Annotated in this window: 6 protein-coding genes; 3 read left to right on the top strand and 3 right to left on the bottom strand. The window is 37.5% G+C overall.

Annotated features, from left to right (window positions below; genetic code table 11):
• Window positions 1–545: 545 nt before the first annotated feature.
• Window positions 546–7,517, top strand: coding sequence for a T9SS type A sorting domain-containing protein (locus FF52_RS22915; protein WP_157498690.1), 6,972 nt, complete (start codon window positions 546–548; stop codon window positions 7,515–7,517).
• Between the two features lie 35 nt (window positions 7,518–7,552).
• On the top strand, window positions 7,553–15,832 hold the full coding sequence (locus tag FF52_RS22910; protein ID WP_008469330.1) for a CARDB domain-containing protein: 8,280 nt from the start codon (window positions 7,553–7,555) through the stop codon (window positions 15,830–15,832).
• 789 nt (window positions 15,833–16,621) lie between these two features.
• Here the strand turns inward: FF52_RS22910 and FF52_RS22905 are convergent.
• The 3 genes from FF52_RS22905 to FF52_RS22895 are packed head-to-tail and all read right to left on the bottom strand — an operon-like array spanning window position 16,622 to window position 20,115.
• Window positions 16,622–18,448: a hypothetical protein gene (locus FF52_RS22905; protein ID WP_008469328.1), complete on the bottom strand. Its 1,827-nt coding sequence runs from the start codon at window positions 18,446–18,448 to the stop codon at window positions 16,622–16,624.
• Window positions 18,449–18,478: 30 nt separating this feature from the next.
• Window positions 18,479–19,090 (bottom strand): porin family protein, encoded by a 612-nt coding sequence (locus FF52_RS22900; RefSeq protein ID WP_008469326.1) that lies wholly within the window; start codon window positions 19,088–19,090, stop codon window positions 18,479–18,481.
• A 26-nt stretch (window positions 19,091–19,116) separates the two neighbouring features.
• Complete coding sequence (locus FF52_RS22895) at window positions 19,117–20,115, bottom strand: hypothetical protein (protein ID WP_008469325.1); 999 nt, start codon at window positions 20,113–20,115, stop codon at window positions 19,117–19,119.
• 870 nt (window positions 20,116–20,985) lie between these two features.
• On the opposite strand from FF52_RS22895, the gene FF52_RS22890 reads away from it, so the two are divergent.
• Window positions 20,986–22,215, top strand: coding sequence for a serine hydrolase domain-containing protein (locus tag FF52_RS22890; protein ID WP_157498686.1), 1,230 nt, complete (start codon window positions 20,986–20,988; stop codon window positions 22,213–22,215).
• The last annotated feature ends 266 nt before the right edge of the window (window positions 22,216–22,481 follow it).

Below are 22,481 nucleotides of genomic sequence, written 5' to 3'. Positions count from 1 at the left end.
TTAGTTAGTTAGTTAGTTAGTAGGTGTTTTTTTGTTTTGGCCGGCGAAGGGGGAGTTCGGAGAAGTGTGGTGTATTTAAGCGGGGATTTTTTTATAGTCATTTGAAATCTAAATGATTTTAGAGCAGAAAAACTAATGAAAGTCGTTTGTGAGATAGTTGGTGCGAGTCTTGTTGCTGTTACTAAAAACTATAAGATATTTCTGAACGGAAGAAGAACTATAAACCAGTCTAAATAAAAACGATTTTATTTCAATCGAGGCGATGCCTAATAATTCGAAGTAAAGCAAGTTGGATTAGGGGGTATCAAAAAAAAGGAGAATTAGCTGCACTTTTAAATCTTTTTGGGCTTTATTTAGTCAAATCACTTTTGCATCCTTTAAGTTACCTGTATTCAGGTAATTTATTTGTATAAGTTTCTGGTTATTAGGCTGTAGATGTTTTTTAACTTTAGCGTAAAAAAATAAAAGAAATGTTTTTCCTACTTTTATGCCGATTTTTTAACAAAAAGTATCTTCTTAATATACTGGCATTTAAACATTAATCTATGGAGAGAAAACTACTTATGGGATTGCTATTTTTATTTGGCAGTCTTTCTTTATTATCGGCAAAAAACAGTGCTAATATTCCCATACCGGATTCAGAATATCAGGCATTGGTAGATTTTTACAAAGCTACAGGAGAAGCCAACTGGACCAACAAATGGAATACAAAAGAAAACAATCTGCATGAAGTGCCATGGTACGGGGTTACAGTTGAGGACGGGCATGTTACAGCTATTAACCTTAATGGGACAAGCAATATTTCTGGCTCAATTCCGGCTTCTTTTGGGAATTTAAAATTTCTTAAAACACTTTCCATATACGGAGGCAATTATGCAAAAGATCTCAGCGCAACCGATTTAAATGTTTTTTCCGAGTTGGAAGCTTTAGAATCTCTAGATTTAAGATATGCCAAGTTAAAAGGCATAATTCCGGCATCATGGGCGAAGTTAAAAAAGCTTAAAACCCTTTATTTGAGCAGCAACGCCATTACAGGTTTATCTCCAGAATTTGGCCAGCTTGAAAGTCTTGTAACAGCCGAACTTTCAGATAACCAGATCCCAGTTTTAATCAAAGAGCTGGAGAATTTAACAGCATTGAGAACCTTAAATTTAAGCAGCAATAAAATTGCTTCAGTTTTAGCTCTATTGCCGAGTACGGTAAATCTCAGCCTGCATTATCAAGCAGTAGACATTGAAAATATTATTTACAAAGGAGTAGATTTAAAAATAGATAACCTGCCTAATATTGTTACCTACAATAGAACTAAAAATGATTTTTCTGCCAGAAGGCAATTTGCAGTTTATGTTCGCGGCAGTGAAATTGGTAATGCCGTTATGGCTGCAGATGGCAGTTTGACAATTCCTGCAGCCTATTTATCTTCTTTAAAAAATGGCGACGAAGCATATTTGTACCAGCAGTACGACTCTTCAAGCGGAAGCGTTTCTTATTACAGCAAGGTTTATTTCACAAACATAAAAGTAAATCAGCCTGCTGTTTCTAATATAGAATATCAGGCATTAGTAGATTTTTACAATTCTATGGGAGGAAGCAGCTGGAATAATAAATGGGATATAAACGAAAACAATCTTAATGAAGGCGCATGGACAGGTTTAAGTATAGAAAATGGCCATGTCACAGGATTAAACCTTAATAATACATCTAATGTTTCTGGTTCAATTCCGGCTTCTTTCGGTAATTTAAAATATCTGAAAAATTTATCTCTTTACGCGGGAAACTATTCTAAAAACCTAACTGCAACAGATTTAAATGTTTTATCAGAACTGCAGTCTCTGGAAACATTGGATATGAGATACTGCCGAATACAAAATGCCATCCCATCTTCATGGAGCAAGCTAAAAAAATTAAAAACGATTTATTTTTACAATAACTCAATTACCGAATTGCCTGAAGAATTAGGAGAAATGGAAAGCCTTGTTACTCTAGAAGCGCCATACAATCAGATAAAAACTATCCCAGCTTCTATTGGAAATCTTCAAAATCTGGTTACGCTTAATTTATCAGACAATCAGATTCAGGTTATGGCAAAAGAGCTGGAAAATGTTTTAACATTAAAAACATTAAATCTTGCAAGCAACTATATTTCAAATGTTGCGGCATTGCTTGGCAGCTCGGTCAATTTGCAGCTCCATTATCAAAATATCAATGTTGAAGGACTGGTTTATACAGGTTCTGATTTAACGGTTTCCAATCTGCCAAATACTGTTTATTACAACAGAAATCAAAATGATTTTTCTGCCAGAAGGCAATTTGGAGTCTATGTTGGAGGCAGTCAGGTTGGAAATAATGTAACAGCAGCTGCAGACGGAAGTGTAGTAATTCCCGCGGCTTACCTGGCTTCGCTAAAAACAGGAGATTCTTTTTATTTATATCAGCAGTATGACTCTTCAACAGGAAGCGTCTCTTACTATTCAAAAGTTAATTTTGTAAATGTAAAAGTAGATCAGCCAAAAATCCCAGATTTAGAATATCAGGCTTTAGCGGATATTTACAATGCAATGGGTGGAGCACGCTGGAATAATCAATGGAATATTGCAGAAAATAATCTGCATGAAGGAGCTTGGTACGGCGTAAGCATAGAAAACGGACACATCACTGGGCTTAGTTTTAATAATATTTCGAATGTTACGGGAGCAGTTCCAGCTTCAATCTCCAACTTAAAATTCCTTAAAAATCTTTCGTTTTATGCAGGAAACTACAGTAAAGATTTAAGCACAACAGATTTAAATGTTATTGGAGAATTAGAGTCCTTAGAATTTTTAGATTTTAGATACAGCAAAATCAAAGGTGATATTCCTGCATCGTGGAGTAAATTAAAAAAACTAAAGACACTTTATTTAGCATATAATGCTTTAGCTGCTTTGCCAGACAATATTGGCGCAATGGAAAGTTTGGTAACGCTTGAAGCTCAGAATAACCAAATAAAAGCGATTCCGGCATCGATTGGAAATCTTCAAAATCTGGTTACTTTAAATTTATCTGATAATAAAATTCCAGTTTTGGTAAAAGAGCTTGAAAATATAGCTTCTTTAAGAACGCTAAATCTTTCTAGCAATAACGTTTCTGATGTTGCAGGATTGCTCAATGCTAATGTTAGTTTGCAGCTTCATTATCAAACCATAAATATTGAAGGGCTTGTGTATACCGGCGCCGATGTAAAAATTGAAACACTGCCGAATATTGTTCATTACAACAGAAACCAGAATAATTTTTCGGCAAGAAGACAATTTGGCGTGTATGTGGGAGGCAGTCAAGTCGGCAGCAATATAGCCGCATCAGCAGACGGAAGCATTCTAATTCCGGCTTCTTATCTGGCATCAATAAAAACGGGAGACAGTTTTTATCTGTATCAGCAGTATGATTCTTCAACAGGAAGCATTTCGTATTATTCAACTGTAAATTTTGTAAATGTAAAAGTAGACCAGCCCAAAATTCCAGACGAAGAATATCAGGCTTTAGTGGATTTTTATACCGTTATGAATGGTGCAAACTGGACTAATAAATGGAATGTTGCCCAAAACAATCTTCATGAAGGCGCTTGGTACGGAGTAAGCATAGAAAACGGCCATATTACAGGTATTAATTTAAACAATAACAGTTCGGTTACGGGGGCTATTCCTGCCTCGATTAAAGATTTAAAATACCTGAAATCTCTGTCACTTTACGGAGGCAATTACTATAAGGATTTAAGTGCAGCAGATTTAGGTGTTTTATCAGAACTTGCCAATCTTGAATATTTGGATTTAAGATACACCAAAATCAAAGGCGATCTTCCAGCGTCATGGAACAAGCTGAAGAAAGTAAATACACTGCATTTAAACAACAATGAACTTACAGCGCTGCCTGAAGATTTTGGCGGCATGGAAAGTTTAGTAACCGTAAATGTATCATCAAATCAGATAAAATCAATTCCAGCATCTACAGGAAATCTTTTAAAGCTAGCCACTTTAAATCTTTCTTATAATCAGATTGAAGTGCTTATTAAAGATCTGGAAAAAAATACAGCTTTACAGACTTTAAGCATTACTGGCAATAAGCTTTCGACTATTCAGGCATTGCTGCCAAGCCAGGTAAATTTAGAATTAACATCTCAAACGCTAACTATTCCTAATTTTTTATATGAAGGAAACGATGTAAAAGTGAGCGGCCTGCCAAATATTGTGCTTTACAACAGAACGGCAAATGATTTCTCGGCACAAAGGCCATTTCGACTGTTTGTAAAAGGAAACCAAGTTGGAAATAATTTAAGGGTGGCTTCAGACGGAACCATAACAATTCCTGCCGATTATCTTTCGACTTTAAAAACGGGAGACGAATTGTATTTGTATCAGGATTACGAAGGCGGTTCTTCTGCTTCTTACGATTCCAGAATTTATTTTGCCAATGTAAAAGTAGACCAGCCAAAAATTCCAGATGCTGAATATCAGGCTTTAGTTGATTTTCATAATGCTATGAATGGGGCAAACTGGAATAATAAATGGGTGACAGCAGAAAACAATCTGCATGAAGGCGCCTGGTACGGAGTAAGCATTCAGAACGGACACATTACAGGTTTAAACCTTAACAACAATTCGAATGTTTCTGGGACAATTCCAGCTTCGTTTGCCAATTTAAAATACCTGAAAAATCTTTCTTTATACGGCGGCAGTTATACAAAAAACTTAAGCGCAACAGATCTAAATATTATTTCAGGATTAGAATCTTTAGAATCTTTAGATCTTAGATACACAAAGTTAAAGGGAGTTATACCATCATCATGGAATAAACTGCAGGCTTTAAAAGCGTTATATTTAAGTAACAATAATATCGAAGACGCAGATGAATCCTTGGCTCGTTTGCCACTTTTAAAAACAGTTGATTTTACGTATCAAAATATTACAATTCCAACTATCGAAGTAGGGGCAAATGAACTGGCAATTAATCTGCCTGTTTTATCAACGTTTTTATTTAATGCAAACGGAGGTGCTGTTAATAACAAAAACCATTTTACACTTTACATTAACGGTGTAAACAAAGCATCGAATTATTCTAACAGCGAAGGAAAATTAATTTTTAAGGACATTGCTTTATTCGGAATAAAATTAACAGATAAAATTAGAATTGTCCAAAACGACGGAACAGCACAAGGAACAGCAATTAATTATACTCAGATTGTTTTTGGAAAGCCATTGGCAGATGAAGAATTCGAAATCCTGAAAAAAATCTATTCAAGTGCAAATGGAGCGCAATGGACGCAAAAATGGGATATTTCGCAAAACAAACTTCACGAAGTAAGCTGGTACGGAGTAGGAACAAAAGACGGGCATGTAGTTTCGCTAAGTTTAGCTGCGAATAATTTATCAGGAACACTTCCTGCAGAATTATCCGGTTTGACTTATTTGGAAACTTTAAATCTGCAGTCGAATGCAATTGAAGGATCGCTTCCTTCTGATTTAGGAAGATTGGCAAACCTAAAAACGCTTAATTTGCAATCGAACAAATTTCAGGGAACACTGCCTGTTTTATCTGGAGTTTCTGGATTGAAAAAACTTTCAATTGCCGGAAATGGATTTAAAGGAACAATTCCGGGGCACTTCAACGATTTGGAAAATATCGAACAGATTGATCTTTCAAACAACGGTTTCGACGCTTTAGAAAAACCTTTTACCTACGATCTGGCCAAAGTGTATATTAACCTGAGAGGTCAGGTTATCGCAAAAGAGGAATATTTATATCTAAAAGGCGACGAAATTATAGCTGATCTTCCAGCGGTTGCAACCTACAACGAAACAGCACAGGATTATACAGGACAATACCAGTTTGAACTGCAGGCCAACAATTTCAAAATTTCTGAAGCGACGGCTGTAGGCAATACCATTACGTTTCCAAATATTTCTGTGGCCAGTGTCCCTGCAGGTGCTAAAATTGCCATTTGGCAGAAAAATGGGACGTCGCAAGGAACTTATATTCAGTTTAAAGGAATTGCAGACGGTTCTGAAACACCACTAATTGCAGAAGAATATGATGCTCTAGTTGCTTTTTTTCAAAATGCAGGCGGAACAGGATGGAAAGAAGCTTGGGATACATCATCTAACAATCTTCATGAAAAGAAATGGAAAGGCGTTACAACCAACGGCGGACATGTGGTTTCAATCAATCTTCCCGACAACAATTTGACTGGAACAATAAGTGCAGAAATTGGAAAATTTAGCGAACTGCAAAATCTGAATCTTGCCAAGAACAAACTAACTGGAGCCATTCCGGAAAGTATATCAAAAGTAACCAAGCTAAAAACGGTTGATCTTTCGGAAAATGAATTAACAGGGATCGATGCGGCATTTTTACCGGCGGTAAGCTTTAAAATCGATCGCCAGAGAATCAATTTAGGAGAACTGACTTTAACGGTAAATGCAGTTTTAAAAGATCAGAAAATCAATCATTACGACCATACAAATTCTATATTTAGTGCAACCCAATCCTATAATATGACTTTAAAGGATTATTTCCAAATGGTAACAGTTCCGGAAGACGGCATTAAATTAACGAATATTTTGAGCGAATGGAATGTTCCAAATAACCAGACTTTAGAATTAAGGCAAATTGCAGGAGCTGCAAGAAACAGTATTCTAAGTTATACCATTGCCTATAGGGAAGGAGATTCTAATTTAGACGGAATTGTAAATATTCTGGATATTCAGTCGACTTTAAATTATACTTTAAGCCAGAAGCCAAAATTCTTTAATTATGGTGCGGCCGATATCAATAGAGATAAGAATCTGAACGTGTTGGATATTATTTCCTTAATTAATAAAATCCAAGCAGGAACTCTCGAAAATTCTGGCAGCACAAAACGCATGGCTTTGGCCAGCAATGAAGATGTGGTTTTAAGTATTGAAGATAATATGCTTTATATCGACAATCAGTCGGCTATGACAGCAGCATTTGACATTCGTTTAAAAGGCGGAAGTAAAACTGAAGTAAAAGAACTTCTTTCTGGCATTGGTTATACGGTTTCAATTGCAGAACATGAAGGCGAAATAAGCATTATAGGTTTTTCTATGGATAAGTCACTTTCTGGCAAGCACGCCATTGCTTCCTTATCTTCTAAAACAGCGATTGCTTCTGCCATGATTTCTAATGCCGATGCCCAATCATTGAGCTATAAAATAGCAGGAACTTTAGGAGTTGGCGATATAGATCAAGAAACCGACGCTGTACTTGCAAATTATCCAAATCCATTTACTGATAAAACGGTGATTCAGTATCATGTAGCTGAAAACGCAGATCAAGCCATCTTAAAAGTTTTTGATGCAGCAGGAAGAACCGTTTACACAGAATCGGGTCTCGATGCATCGCAAGGAAAGCATGAATTTACTTTCCAGCGCAGAAATCTTGCTTCTGGAATTTACTTCTACAGCATCGAAGTGCAGAATAGAGTAAAACCTGTGTTTTTTAAAGGAAAAATGTTAATACAATAAACTTCACCATAATGATATCTAACAAATTGAAAACAATGAAAATAAAACCGTTTTTGGTGTTTATCTTCCTATTTATGGCTGCGTTTGCACAAGCCCAGAATAGTTTAAAAGTATTAAATGCATCAGCAGGACCGGGCGAAAAATCAAAAATTGCAATTGATCTGGCTAATGCCGATGAGGTCGTGGGAGCTGAGTTTACCCTTACGGTTCCGCCAGGATTAATTGTAAGCGAAAAAGACAGTAAAATTATCGAAAGCCGTAAAGGCGATCATGCTATTTATGTGAACATCGAAAAGAATAATCCGCGCAATTATCACTTTATTATTCTCTCGCTTACAAGCACTTCTTTTAAAGGAAACAGCGGTGCTTTATTAGAAATTCCGATCGAGATTCCATTGAATTATACCTCGGGGCAAACACACAATTTAGACTTAAGCAGTGTTGTTTTAAGTTCTAAAAATGCTGTCGATATAGGGGCAAACCACGTAAACGGAAAGCTGACAATTGCCGCAGCACAATATCCTGATTTGACAATTTCAGCGATTAGCACAGCAGAATCTGCTATTGCTCCCGACGGAAAAATTAATGTTTCATGGAAAGTAGACAATATTGGAGACCGAATCGCTTCTGGCGGATGGGTGGAGCAGATTAGCATTGTTTCGGATCAAACAGGTTTAGAATACAATTTAGGAGCCGTTTCGTATAGCCAAGATCTTGATAAACAAAATTCTGTAAACAGAACGGCAGCTTTTAATCTTCCTAAAATTTTAGGTCTTGACGGCAATATAAAAGTGAGAATCAATATTATCGCCAATACAGCGGTAAAAGAACCAGAATCTCTAAAGAACAACAATAAAGTTACTGCGGCAAGTTCTATTTTGCTTGAAAAACGTTTGTTTTTAACGCTTGACAGAAAGAGCATCGATGAGAACTCTACCGAAGTGATTAGAGCAACACTGCTGCAAAGCGGTGACCGAAGCAGTGATAAAATCTATAATTTAACCGCTTCTTTGGCTTCGCAGCTTCAGTTTGATTCCCCACTCAAAATTGTAAAAGACCAGTCTTCGGCAGTTTTTTATATCACACCGATCGATAATACAGAGAATGACGGAAACAGAACTGTTTCGTTATCAATTGCAGGAAACGATTATCCTGCCGTTTCCGATAATATCGAAATTATAGATAATGAATTTTCAACCATTACGCTAAGTCCTTCAAAAAGTACAGCAACGGATGGCGAAACGGTAACGGTTACTTTAGAAACTGGTTTTGCCAAAACAAAAGATGTAAAATTTGCGATTACGGCAGACCAAAGTTCACGATGGACTGTTCCTGCAGAAGTTACGCTTCTGGCAGGAAGTAAAACAGCTTCGTTTACTGTAACCGTAAAAAACAATAAAGTTCCTGAGCAGACCGTAACAGGGAAATTAACGCTTAGGGCTGAAGGTTTTCAAGCAGGAAATGCAGAAGTAATTTTAAAAAGTTCGAATGTTCCAGCTTTCGAATTGGAGATTGCACCGCAAACTATTTCTAAAGGCGATGGAGTTTACGCAACTTATGCGACATTAAAGCGGATCAATAAATCAGAAATAAGCACATCAGTTCGCTTAAAAGCAAGTATCGCTAATGCTTTGATTTTACCAGATGCTGTTGATTTTCCTGCCAATGTAAATTCGAAGAAATTTAATATTGGAGCTGTAAACAATGGAATCGTAGATGGAACAAAAGTGGTTAGTGTAACAGCGGATGTTTATTCTGCATCATGCAACTGCACCATTTCTGCAGGAGACGGAAGCAGTGCCAGCAAAGATATTACCATTCTTGACAGCAATGGACCGGCTTTAATTGTAAAAGCAAATCCGGCAACAGTTAAGGCAGGAGTTCAAAAAGCGGCAAAAATTACCATTTCCAGAAATACAGTGGACACTTCTAAAGCCATTTTAGCAAAATTATCTTCAGATTCTCCAACTATTGTTTCAATTCCGACAGAAGTTTCAATTCCAGCCGGACAGCAAAGTGCTGAGGTAGAAATTAATACAATTATAGATCCGCTAAAAACAGGAGATCAGACCGTACGAATTCAAGCTGAAGCCGATACTTTCAGTTCAGGATTTGCTTGGATTTTGGTTACAGATCAAAACAAGCCAGATGCTGTTGCTAACTCGGTAAAAACTATAGCAGAAGCAAATGGTGAGGATACTATAGAAGTGACAGTTTCTATTGCCAATCAAGGTTTTGCGCTATTGGCAAAAGGTTCAAAAATAGAATATTTTCTATCTAAAGATAAATTAATTCAAAATGCAATTCCTGTATTTGCCTCACAGCTTGACAGCGATATCGAAGCAGGAAAAGCGCTGGATCTTGTAAAATCAATCAAACTCCCTCAGCAGGCCGGCGATTATTATTTGGTGGCAGCGGTAAATTCAGATCAAAAAATAAATGAATTATCGTATGCCAATAATCAGGCTTATTCGGCTATAAAATTACTTTCGAGTTATAGTGCCGTAAGTTCGGTTTCTAAACTGGTCTACAAATCGGGAGAAGTTGTTGCAATTACAGGATCGGCCAAAATGGCAAACAATTCTCCTGCTGTAAATAAAGAAGTAGAAATTATTGTTGCGGCTGGAAGTTTTACACGCTCTTTTAAAGTAAAAACAAACGCTTCAGGAAATTTTGCCTACGATTTTGAACCTTTACAGGCAGAAAGCGGACATTATACGGTAAGTGCAGGATATCCTGGAACAAAAAACGCAGTTCAGGCAGAATTTGACATTGTTGGCTTTGAATGGACAAACAAACCTTCTGATTATTTAAAATGGGAAGTGGTAGCCAAAGTTCCGTATAAAGGTGAATTTGTCTTAAAAAATAACAGCAAGACACCATTAACCAATATTAATATTGAATTACCGGCAGAGGCAGGCTTCGCCATACAAACAGATCCCTTAACGCTGGCATCGGGGCAAGAAGCCGTTTTAAGTTATACGATATTGGCAGAAACAGCATCGGCAGAACAAAAATATTATGAAATCAATTTTAACATAGTTTCAAACGAAGGGGCAAAACTGCCTGTCTTGGCGTATTATCATGCTAAAGCGCAAACACCTAAATTGGCAGCAAATCCGGTAAGCATCAATACTACGATGATTAAAGGAAACTCTCGTTTTTATGAACTTACAATTTCGAACACGGGAGCAATAGACGCAGAAAACGTAAAAGTGGATGTTCCGAATCTGGAATGGATGAAGCTTAAAAGTGCAGCTGTTATTGATAAAATTGCTCCAAACGAATCTGCAAAAGTCATTTTGGAATTGGTGCCAACAGATAAGCAGCAATTAAATGTCCCATTAACCGGAAACTTAGCTTTAAATCCTTCAAATGGAGGAGGAGTAAGCATTCCTTTTAAAATAGAAACCGTTTCAGAAGCAACAGGTTCTTTAATAGTTGACGTTGTTGACGAATATACTTATAATACAGAAAAAGCTCCTCACGTAAAGGGAGCTAAAGTAACAGTGCGCCATCCTTTTTCTGGTGCAGTTTTGGCAGAAGGAATTACAGATGAAAATGGTTTGTTTGCCACACCTCAAATTCCGGAAGGATATTATACGGTAACGGTATCGGCAGATAAGCACGCCTCATATCAGAATAATTTATTAATAGATCCAGGTAAAGTAACGACTCAAAAGGTATTTATTTCGTATCAGGCAGTAAGTTATGAATGGGTTGTAAAACCAACAGAAATTGCAGACGAATACCAATCTGATTTAGTAGTTAAATTCGAAACAAACGTACCAAAACCAGTAATTGTTATCGATATCGACAATCCTGTTCTAGATTTAAAAGCGGGCGAAAGCAGAATGAGTTATGCAACGGTTACAAATCACGGTTTGATCGCATTATCAAATGTGACTTTTAATGTAGATGCTCAGGGAGATTATAAGTTTAAACTCATGATCGATAAGCTTGGCATCTTAAATGCAAAATCGAGTATCATAGTGCCGATATTAATTACAAGACCGGCTTCGACCGCAAGAAACGCGGCGGCAGCGGCGGCTGGGCAAAACTGCAGTTACAATTTAATTACAAAAGGAACTTATGTATGTGAAACCGAACAAGATTTAGCGGCGTTTAAACCGTATTATGTGCTGACTTGTTCTACACCAAGCACTCCCGTAGTAACCGGTATACCTAATTTTAATGGAAGCGGTTTTGGAGGATTGATTCCTATTGGAACAGCAATTGGAAATATCGTAACATCGCTTCCAACTATTTGCACTAATCCTTGCCTTACTTCGGTATTTGGTATGGTTATAGGATGTGCAGGTGGGCCGGCAGGAGCTGTTGCAGGATGTCTTCTTGGTCTGGCTACCATGAATGGAGAAACAATTAATCAAGTCATTGCCGTTGCTGGCTGTATTCCAGGGCCAATAGGCTGTGTTGCCAGTATGGTTGGAACATTAAAAGCTTGTATTTATGATCCATTAGCTTCAGGTAAAAAAGCGAACAGTAACAGCAACAGTTTCCTTGAAAGCATGTATAATGATTTCTATGTAATGGACAATGCGCAAAAAGCTTTAAATAGCAGGCTCAAGGCTTATTTGGGCAATGAGAGAATTATAGACAGTCCTAATTTTCATGATTTCATGAAAGAAACGGCTTTAAATCTTGATATGCAAAAAGCATTTTCTGCTGCTGATATTACCAGAATTAAAACGAATCTTTCAGGTTCTGATATTACAAGCCAGGAAATTGAAACATTCTGTAACAGATGGAATAAAACGGTAGAAGCATGGAATAAAAATATTAAAGCTCCAAATGCTGAATATCCGGATATTGTAAACAAAAATGATATTGAAGAGTATGATAGAGTAAGACAATTACTAGTTGATCTTGTAAAAAACAGAGGTTTTGCATCTGCTGAAAAAATGTACAATCAAGACATGGCAGATTTAAAAGAATATATTGAAAGATTGGCTTCTCAATCTTCCGTTTGCGCAAGCGTAACTGTAAAATTCTCTCAAAAAATCACCATGACCAGAGAGGCTTTTGAAGGTACTTTAACTTTAAACAACGGTAGCGAGGCAAATACAATTAAAGATCTAAACTTAGATTTATTGATTAGAGACGAAGCTGGAAATGATATGACGCATCTGTTCCAGATCAACAAAGATGCTTTCCTTAGCGGAACAGGACTTGTCGGGCCAAGCAGCAGCCAGTCAGGAACAGTAATTTTTATTCCTACTAAAGATGCGGCGCCAACTGTACCCAAGTCATATTCTTTTGGAGGAACTTTATCGTATTTAGATCCCAATACAGGCGACAGGGTGACGGTGCAATTATATCCGGTGACTTTAGAAGTAAACCCAAGCCCAGATTTGGTAATGCATTATTTTATGCAAAGGGACATTTTAGGAGATGATCCGCTTACAGATAAAATAGAGCCGATTGTTCCGGCAGAAATGGCTTTATTAATTAAAAATGAAGGATACGGAATCGCTAAAAATGTTCAGGTAGAATCTGTTCAGCCTGAAATTATAGAAAATAAAAAAGGCTTATTAATAGATTTTGAAATTATTGGAAGCAACTTTAACAACGAACCAAAACAATTAGGTTTGCTGAATGTTGATTTCGGAAACATCGAAGCTCAAAAAACAGCACTTGGACAATGGTGGTTTACCAGTACTTTGTTAGGCCATTTTGTTGAATATGATCTTAAAATTAAGCATTTAAGCAGCTATGGCAATAAAAACCTAAGTCTGATAAAAGCATCGTATGCCCACGAATTAATTAAGAGCGTAAAAGCATACGGTGCAGGTCAGGATAATATCAACGATTTCTTAGTAAATGATGCAGTCGATTTAAATGATACTCCAGATGCTATTTATTATTCAAACGGAGAAAGCGATGAAGTGTATAAAGCAGCAGCAGGAACGGTTTCGAATATTATTTCTCCAAGCCAGCTTACAACGACTTTAACCATGGATTCATCTAAAACAGGATGGAACTACGGTAACACAGCTGATCCAGGAGCAGATAAGTACAAACTCGAAAGAGTAGTCAGAATCAGCGATAATCTGGAACTGCCAATAGAAAACTTTTGGCAAACGCATGTAACGCTGAGAGACGGACTTGAGCCAAAGTATGAAAACAGACTTCATTTCCTTGATAAAATATCAGGATTAGAAAGATATACTTTGTATTACAGTGTCATCAATACCAACATTCCAAAAGTAGCATCTTTTGAAAGTTTGCCTCCGACAACCACAAAACCAGTAGAATCTGTTCAGGTAAACTTTAATAAAGCAATTAACCCAAGTACATTTACAGCGCAGAATGTCAGTTTGATCCATCAGGGAGCAAAAATTCCGTTTAGCGATAGTTTTATTGGAAAAGTAAACGATTCGACTTATGTTTTAAATATCAAAACACTATCACTTGCTTCTGGATATTATGAGTTAGCAGTTCAATGTGCCGGAATAAAAGATTTGGAAGGAAACGAAGGAAATGAAGGGAAAAGCATTTCATGGATTCAGATAATCGGCGAACTTGGGATTGTTCAGTTTAAAACAGACCAAATAGAAGCACAGGCTGTAAATAGTGTCGAAATTGTATTTAACAAACCTGTAAAACCTGTTCAGTTTACAAAAGATAAACTGACTCTGAACGGGAAACCGCTGGAGAATGTTTCTATTGTTACCGATGATAATTTAAAATATACTATTGTCGGATTAAACGGGTACAACAAAGAAAATGGCCAATATGAGCTGGCAGTTGATCTTCCGTCAATAAAAGCAGAAGACAACACTTTGGGATTAATTGTGCAAACACAAAAATGGAAAGTGGATACCACTATCCCAGAAATTGATGCGTTTACTCCTAAATATCAGGGAGCAGTACACAGCCAGAACGTAACAGATATTGTCGTAACTTTAACTAAACCAATAAGCAGTTTTGAGAAAAACTGGGTTACACTTTACAAAGGCAGCATTAATTTAAATGCAAATCTAAATTTGATAAAACAAGACGATTTACATTATTTAATTTCTGGTTTAGGAGAATTTACTCAGGCCGAAGGCGGTTATAAAATTGTAGTAGACCAAACTGGCTTTAAAGATCTTTCTGGCAATTTTGGAACAGGAAATTCAAGCACAATGTGGGAAGTGAAGTTTGGAAAACCTTCTGCACCTTTCAACATGCGTATTGCGCCAGACAGAGGATCATCGGCTTTAGATAATATTACTTCTGGCAATGATTTATCGATTGCCCTAACCACTACTGGAAACAAACAAACTATCGAGCTGTATGCTGTAACGCCGACTGGAAGAACTTTGGTAAGCAGACAAAAACAGGAAACGGCAAAAGAAGTTTTAATTCCGATAAAAGGATATTTCGGGAAAATTACTTTTGAAGCGGTAGTTCTCGATGAGTTTGGAAACTCAAGCGATGTAAGCAGAATAGATGTTTATATTGACATTGTAGATCTTAATTGTACAGTTACTCCGTTGAGCGATGCAAATAATAATTGTTTTGAAACAGATATTTTGAAAGTGGTGTTTGCCGATGAAATTATGGCTTCGTCATTGACTAAAAATGATATTATTGTGAAATCGGGCGGAATTGCAGTTTCTAATGAAAACATAACTTTAACTACAGTTTCGGACAAAGAATTTGAAATTGGAAACATAGAAAAGTTTGCAGGAGATCATACTTTTGGAGTTGATTTAACAAAACTGAGTAAAAAATCAAGTGGCCTGCAAGGAAAAGGAATTGTCTCTGTTAATGTTGAAACTGCTTTAAATAATACAGCAGCGATTACTGGTGACATACTTATTACCAATGATAATACAACAGTAACGTATACAGCTACACCGTCTATGCAGCTTTATGCGTGGAATGTTACCGGTGGAGAAATTATAGAACAAAATAGCAATATGGTAACCATTAAATGGACAGAAAAAGGAAATCAGACACTTTCTCTGAATTATTTAACTCAGGCATCATGCAGTAAAACAACAGCATTGGAAGTAAAAGTGGATGCATCGCTGTCTGTGGAATATCCGATTTCAGATAAAAAAGGTTTCTTCATTTCCCCAGTTCCAAATAATGGAAACTTTACTTTGCATCTAACTGGCGATCAGGGAACTTTTGATCTGATTATTTTTGATGCCGGCGGTAAAGCGGTTTACAGACAATCTAAGTTGGAAATCGATGGCGTTTTCAGCAAAGAAATAAAAACACATTTAAGAGCCTCGGGAGTTTATTTCTTAATGCTGCGAAATGCAGATTCGAGTTATAAAACGAAGTTTTTAATCAAATAGAGAGGAAAAAGGATAATGCATCAGGTGCGCTAGGGGTTAATTATTGCATCCGGCATCCATAGATCATAGATGATTTATACCTAATATCGCATGAAATAAAAAACAGCCTTCGGGCTGTTTTTATTTTACATTTTTTCATTTAAATGATAGATTTTTAAGTTAGCCAGTTTTCTTTTGTTCCTTCTTTCCTGATTGTTTTTAGTTTTTTTGATTTTGATTTTGCTTTGGCCGTCGATGGCGAGGTTTGCTGAAAGGTGGGGGTATTTGAAGAATTGCTTTTAGACTATAGAAGGGATACGGGGAATCACACCTAGGGTCTCTTATCCGCTCGCGTATTACATTTCTATGTTTTTGTTCTATACCACGATTCTGCCACAAAGTTTTTATGCGTTTCTTATGAATATTTAAAGTTTCGGACGAGTGTAAACCTATCTAAAATTTACGCAGTAATTCGTGATTGTTTTACAAGGGGAGTTTTGTGATTTTAAAGGAGCATATGTAAATAAAAATCAAACTATTTAAAAGATGGTGCTATAATTAACTAGTAATATTTATCGTTTTTTACGGTTAAAAACTCCAATTATCACATAACTAATGCTTTTGAGCTGCAGGCGTTGTCCAGCTTCCGTCAACAATCTCCGTGTCTCCCCAGCATGCGCTAATATGCAATTAAAAAAATGCTCTGCAGGGGAGCAGGGAGCAATCTATGTTTAATCATTCAAATTGGCGGACTGATTTTAAAATTGCTTAAAGTCTGATATTGGCTCCGGCAGTTGCGGCAGAACCAAATTAATCATTCCAGAAATTACCTTTCTTTTCGTTTTCCCTTCTCTCTGCAGACTGTTTTGATATGGAAGATGCGTTTTGCTGCTGGCTGTTTGTTGCTGCATTTTTTTTTGCTGTCTGCTGGAAGCTGAATCGGTTTACCTGAAGACTGCTTTTGGAAGCCAGATTGCTAAAAGCGTCCAGCATTTTTTGCGCATCTTCGGCATTCAGATAATACCCTGAAATGTAAACTTTTCCAGTGCCAAATTTCTTCAGACTGGAGGCAACAGCAGGTTTATAGGGAAAACTGCCGTCATCTAATTTTTCTATAGGAATGACCCCGCTCAGAGCAATTGTCGCATTTTCCTGAGCCAGCAAAAAATCTTTGTCTGCTAGGTAGGCAAAGATGTACACCTGGTGCTGTTTTAAATGGTGGGATTCAAGGGGGAGTTTTCCATCTGGAAATAACTCAAACAATTTTGTGCGCATTCCCAATACTGCCGCTTTCCTTCTGCTTTCAATTGCGGCCAGTTGGGCTTCTCTTTCGGCTCTGAGCCTTTCCTTATTTTCGCGTTCTTCTTTCTCGGCCTTTATCTGGCTGAAAAGTCCTCCTATAGCTTTCATGCTGCTATTAATAGCATCATCGTACTGGGTTCCTGTTCCAGAGGAAGCATCAATATAACTGGAAACAGATGCTGCTTTTGAAGCAGCGTAATTATTTGATTCCTGCTCTATAATCTGCATCTGGCGGCTGTATTCTGCATTAAGCTCCTCTACTGAATTAAAAAATTTATCGGAAAGCCCGGCTTCCTGCATCGCCTGAGAAGAAGCAGATGCCGCATTTGCATGGGTAAAGGACTGTGATAGGCTGCCTGCTTTTTGAACAAGATCCGTCTCAATGCGTTTGGCTTGTTCTTGTTTTCTTTTAATTTCGGCCATCTGTGCAGCTGCTATTTCAGCATTACTCTGCCTAGGTGCCTGATTTTGGCCTCTTGGCTGTTTTATCACAGGCTGCTGTATGCCAAGAGTGGCTGGTTGTGCAGTGCGATCGGAATTATCGAGAGGCTTTTCAGGTGTTTTTGCACTTTCATTTTTTTGTTTTTCCTTAAAGGCATTTTCTATTTTGGCCAGCTGCGTTTTAGGATAATTTTCGGAAGGTAATATCGTAAGCGCTTTTTGATACAGCATGCGGGCTTCTTCAAGATTTTTTCTGCTGTATGCGTTATCAGCATTTTCAATAATGTTCTTATAATCCGCTTTGTTCTGTTTTAATTTTTCGAGATTACTGATCCTGCCTTCAAGTCCGCTGGAATTGGTCCAGTTAAGATCCTGCAGGTAGGAGCCAGCCCACATTAGATCAAGATGATCCATATTGGTGTCTTTTGTTATTTCGGCTGCATGATGTACGCTGCCCATCGCCGAATTTACCAAGACAAAGCTGTTGGATCCGCCAGCATTAGGCTGCGCCGCCAATACTTGTATCTGCATCTTGACAGAGGTGATCTGCAGCTGTTCAAATCCGGAAGTTCCAAGGCCGTCTATGACGTTCATTTCGTTGGCCAGATATGCTTTTCCATTATATTTGTAAGCGGGAATGCCAATCCCTAAAAAGTTCATTTTGCTAAAAGAAATATACAGATTGGCGTAATGCTTGGCGCCAATCGTTTCCCTTTCAAAGTAAAAACTGCCGCCGATACCTACCTGCATAGGACCACGCTGCATTTCAGCAGGAAGCTTTAATGTCCAAAGAAAGTTTTTTACAGATGATTTTTCATTTTGTGCGGCCCCGTTCAAAACGAAGAATAAAAAGAAAAAGGATACTGTGCAGATTTTTAACGGCAGTTTTTTCATGCTCTAGCAAATAATTTAGGATAGTTTATTTTAGATTCTTTTTTTGAAAATAATATAACCTATGGAAATGCCAATATTGCTGTTTTTGATGTGGCTGCCGCTGTCAGAAGAAGGGTAATTCAAAATATTGGCAAGACCCTGCGAGTATATGCCACGCAGTGTAAGGCCATTGCTAAATACGTATCCTGCGCCGAGATTAATGCCGTAGTCGCTTCTTTTGTAAGAGTAATCCCCATCATCGATTTTCAATTCACCTTCTTTTGTTTCTGCTGAAACCAGATATCCGTAATATCCTCCCGCAGAAAAAAAGAAACTGCTTTCAATAGGTTTAAGCCTGTAAACAAAATCTACCGGCGCTGTAATATACCCTAGCGTGATAGTAGTATTATTAGGAACCCCTTCCAGTTTGGATCCAGCATTTCCATAGAAGATTCCAGGATTGATCGAAAAACGGGCATCTTCAAATGGAATCCAGTAGACAAAACCCAGTTTTCCCGAAAGGGTAGATTTATGCGAGTCAATTTTCTCACCTGCGGATTTTTCGCTGAATTTGGCAATTCCGATTCCTCCAACAGCTTCAAGCTGTGAGAATGCAGAGGTTACAGTAGTAAGCATTACTGCTAAAAGTAGTTTTCTGATCATAATTATAATTGGTTTTAATTTACTTGTTATTGTTTTATTATCCTTACCGTAAGAGAGCATTTCCACCTTTTGGCATTTTTTTCATCGACATAATTATCGCTGAATAGAATCACAGACTTGCCCTCGTGTGACCATTTCCAGCTGTCTTGATGAGCTGCAAATTCTATGGCGTCGGTCTGGTCTCCGCCCGACTCAAATTCATTTTTATAGTCTTGCACGTATTTTGTGATTTCAGCTGCAGCCTGCTCATGGGTAAGGCTTCCGCTGCCTTTGCTGTTATAATAAAAAAGATTTTTCTGCAACCCTACAACCCGTTGGTTTTTTACTATTAATGCATGAATGTCTGTGCCATATAAAGGTGCTCCCGTCGAAGCATTGTAAGGAAGCAAAAAACTATTTTTATTTTCGAAGTTGATATTCTTTGAATGGCATATGTAAATTATATCGGCTTGCGCATCTGAAGAACCCCAATTTGTTTTGGTCAATTTATAATTTTTAGGCATAAAGTTCGGATACTGCTGTTCAAACTCTTCTAATGGCAATCCCAGAGCCAGCCCTTCTACAGCGAATTTTTCAAAAGCGGCTTTCCCCTTTACGGACTTTATTTGCTGCTGCTGCTTTTGAATCTTAAGTTTTTCCAGCTCGGCCGTCAGCTGCACCTGTTTTTCTTTGAGCATTACTTTATTTCGGGCAGTGATAGTCTTTTTGTCCTTTGAGAAGTCACTGATGCCTGGAGCATTTTCAAATTTACTGATCAGATCCAAAATATACTTGACTCTATCCAGATTATTATAGCCCTTATCCAGCTCTATGGTTATCTGCAAGTATAGAAGTTTCGGTTTACGGCCTATAATTTTTTCAGCCTGCTCTAAATAAAGCAGGGCTTTATCGTATTCGGTGCTGCTGTAAGCTTCCTCTGCCAGCTGGTATCGTGCTATGGCTTCTAATTCCTTTTCGGACTGGCCTGTCGAATTTTGGGAGGATAACAACAAAACAGTAAAGAGAATGATATTCCAAACTTTCATAAAGATATAGTCTAAGCGTTTTTTTTTATAAACAGTGCTCAAGCAATCTGCCCAACTTTTGAAAATGTCGCAGCAGGCATGCCGCCGTACGAAATAATATTGCTACGGGCCATTCTGGCAGGCTGAAAATTAACTGTTTATGGCGTTTCTTTTATTGGAGCGCGGTGCGAATCTAAAAAAAAAGTGTTAAAAAAACCAAAAAATATTTCTGCTGTTTTCAATGTTTTTTAAGTCTTTATCGTGAAAAAATAATCGCAGGCGCTGTATTATAAGGCCTTTGAACCTTTGAGCAGAAAATTTGTAAAAAACAGTTCGCAACAAAATGCTATAGGAAAAGCGATACAAAGCCGATAGCAGTCCGCAACGTTTTGCAGCTATGAGAAATTTTCAAGCGTTGAAAATTAAAGTATGAAACTTTTATAATTCTGCACTTTTGCAAACTTAAAAAGGACTGATTAAATTAGGCAGAACTTAATTTTTCATTTCAGGCCAATCATACCTGCGAATAATAAGAATCCAAGTTTAGATTTTCATTTCCAGCTTAAATGTACTCGAACCTAAATTGAAATGTGCTACTTTTATGGTGGTTTTGCTTATTTAATATTATTAAATGCCATGACAAATATCAATAAAATTCTCCTGAGCTTTTGTGCGTAAAAAGTATCAAATCCGATTTAATGTGAAAAGAAGAAGCAGCATAGCCAAACATTCATTCTGTAAATGCAGCAGTTTAATTTTGCATTACACTTTTTTAATTAAAATAGTTTAGATATGAAATTTCAAAAATTCAGCTGTGTACTTTTTCTAGGCCTGTTTGTGGGAATGATTTGTTGCCAGGCTCAAAATAAAGCATTTGAAATAGACGCTCTAATGCTTGCATTAAAGAAGGCGAAGAAATTCAACGGAAGCATACTTGTAGCCCAGAAAGGGAATTTGCTTCTCCACAAAGGTTATGGAAACAGGAATTTTAGGGACGGCTTGGCGTGCGACAGCAGCAGCATTTATCAGATTGCTTCAGTAACCAAACCTTTTACTGCTGTGCTGGCTTTAAAATTGGCGGAGCAAAAAAAATTAAGCCTAGAGGATAAAATTGAAAAATATTACGACGACTTTCCAAAAGCTTCCACTGTCACTATCAGCCACCTTTTAAACCATACCTCAGGCATATCGGATCACCAGCCTGACAGTTCGGAAGCTAGATATGATTCGGAAGAGAAAACATTTATTGAGCTTCTCAAAAAGAGGCCTTTTGACTTTGATCCGGGAACTTCATGGAAGTACAGTAATTCAGGTTATATACTTCTCGGATATATAATTGAAAAGGTTTCAGGGTTAACCTATTACGATGCTATAATCCAGTATGTTTTTAAGCCATTGAAAATGAATCAGAGCGGTTTCGATTTTACTGCTCTTAAAGATAAGAGAAAAGCTGTGGGCTACTGGACCTTTCCAGATCATAAAACTGACGAGCCTGCAAAATTAATCCATTATAGTGCTCCGGCCGCTGCTGGTGCTATTTACAGCACAACGGGTGATCTTTATAAATTTCATGTGGGACTGCAAAGCGAAAAATTGGTTCGGGCATCCGTTTTGGAAAATGCCTACACGCCAGTTATAGGGAATTATGGATATGGCTGGTTCGTCGATTATTTTAACGGCCGAAGGCTGGTGCATCACAGCGGTGATATATGGGGTTTTAAATCTGAATTTGCCAGAGTGCCTGAAGATGACATCTGCATCGTCATGCTGAGCAATATCGAGGATGAAGAGCTTCATGGCATTACTATTAAAATCCTAAGCATTCTTTATGGCCTGCCTTACCAAATGCCTGCTGAAAACAAAGTTGCTTTAACCCAAGAGGAACTGAAGGAATATGAAGGAAAATATGAGCTTCGCCCTAACGAATTTATTGCTCTTACAGTTAAAAACGACATTCTACAGGGGAACGGACAGGTGCTTTATGCGCAAAAGAAGGATCTTTTTATGCTTGATAATGGCAGGGAACAGCGGGAACTTACGTTTGAAAGAAACAGCGCAGGAAAAATATTAGGTTTCAAATTCAGAAATGGAGAAATTGAAACATTCTGCAAAAAGAATTAGATTTTCAATCAATAGGAAGTTACAAGTGCTGTTGGATGTGCTAGAGAAAATAAGCTGTGCCCATTGGGCGCTGAATTGGACATCTGAAGATCTAGAGAAAATGACGTTTTGGTATATTTCATTGTCGAGAGAAAAATTGGAAATTTAGCTAGCAGGACAGTATGCACTCGAAGAGGTAAAATATTTACTTCTTAGCCCATACAGACCTAAAGCCAGCAAGCCTCCATTCGACTGATTTTTAATTGTAGTTAGTTAGTTAGTTAGTT

The organism is Flavobacterium sp. F52 (assembly GCF_000278705.1).
Taxonomy (GTDB): Bacteria; Bacteroidota; Bacteroidia; order Flavobacteriales; family Flavobacteriaceae; genus Flavobacterium; species Flavobacterium anhuiense.
The sequence above is the reverse complement of the archived record's forward strand: the minus strand, read 5'-3'. Positions and strand labels throughout refer to the sequence as shown.

Coding starts and splice junctions, on each gene's coding strand:
- FF52_RS22900 (WP_008469326.1), bottom strand. CDS start 19,090: ATGATCAGAAAACTACTTTTAGCAGTAATGCTTACTACTGTAACCTCT.
- FF52_RS22905 (WP_008469328.1), bottom strand. CDS start 18,448: ATGAAAAAACTGCCGTTAAAAATCTGCACAGTATCCTTTTTCTTTTTA.
- FF52_RS22890 (WP_157498686.1), top strand. CDS start 20,986: ATGCTTGCATTAAAGAAGGCGAAGAAATTCAACGGAAGCATACTTGTA.
- FF52_RS22910 (WP_008469330.1), top strand. CDS start 7,553: ATGAAAATAAAACCGTTTTTGGTGTTTATCTTCCTATTTATGGCTGCG.
- FF52_RS22915 (WP_157498690.1), top strand. CDS start 546: ATGGAGAGAAAACTACTTATGGGATTGCTATTTTTATTTGGCAGTCTT.
- FF52_RS22895 (WP_008469325.1), bottom strand. CDS start 20,115: ATGAAAGTTTGGAATATCATTCTCTTTACTGTTTTGTTGTTATCCTCC.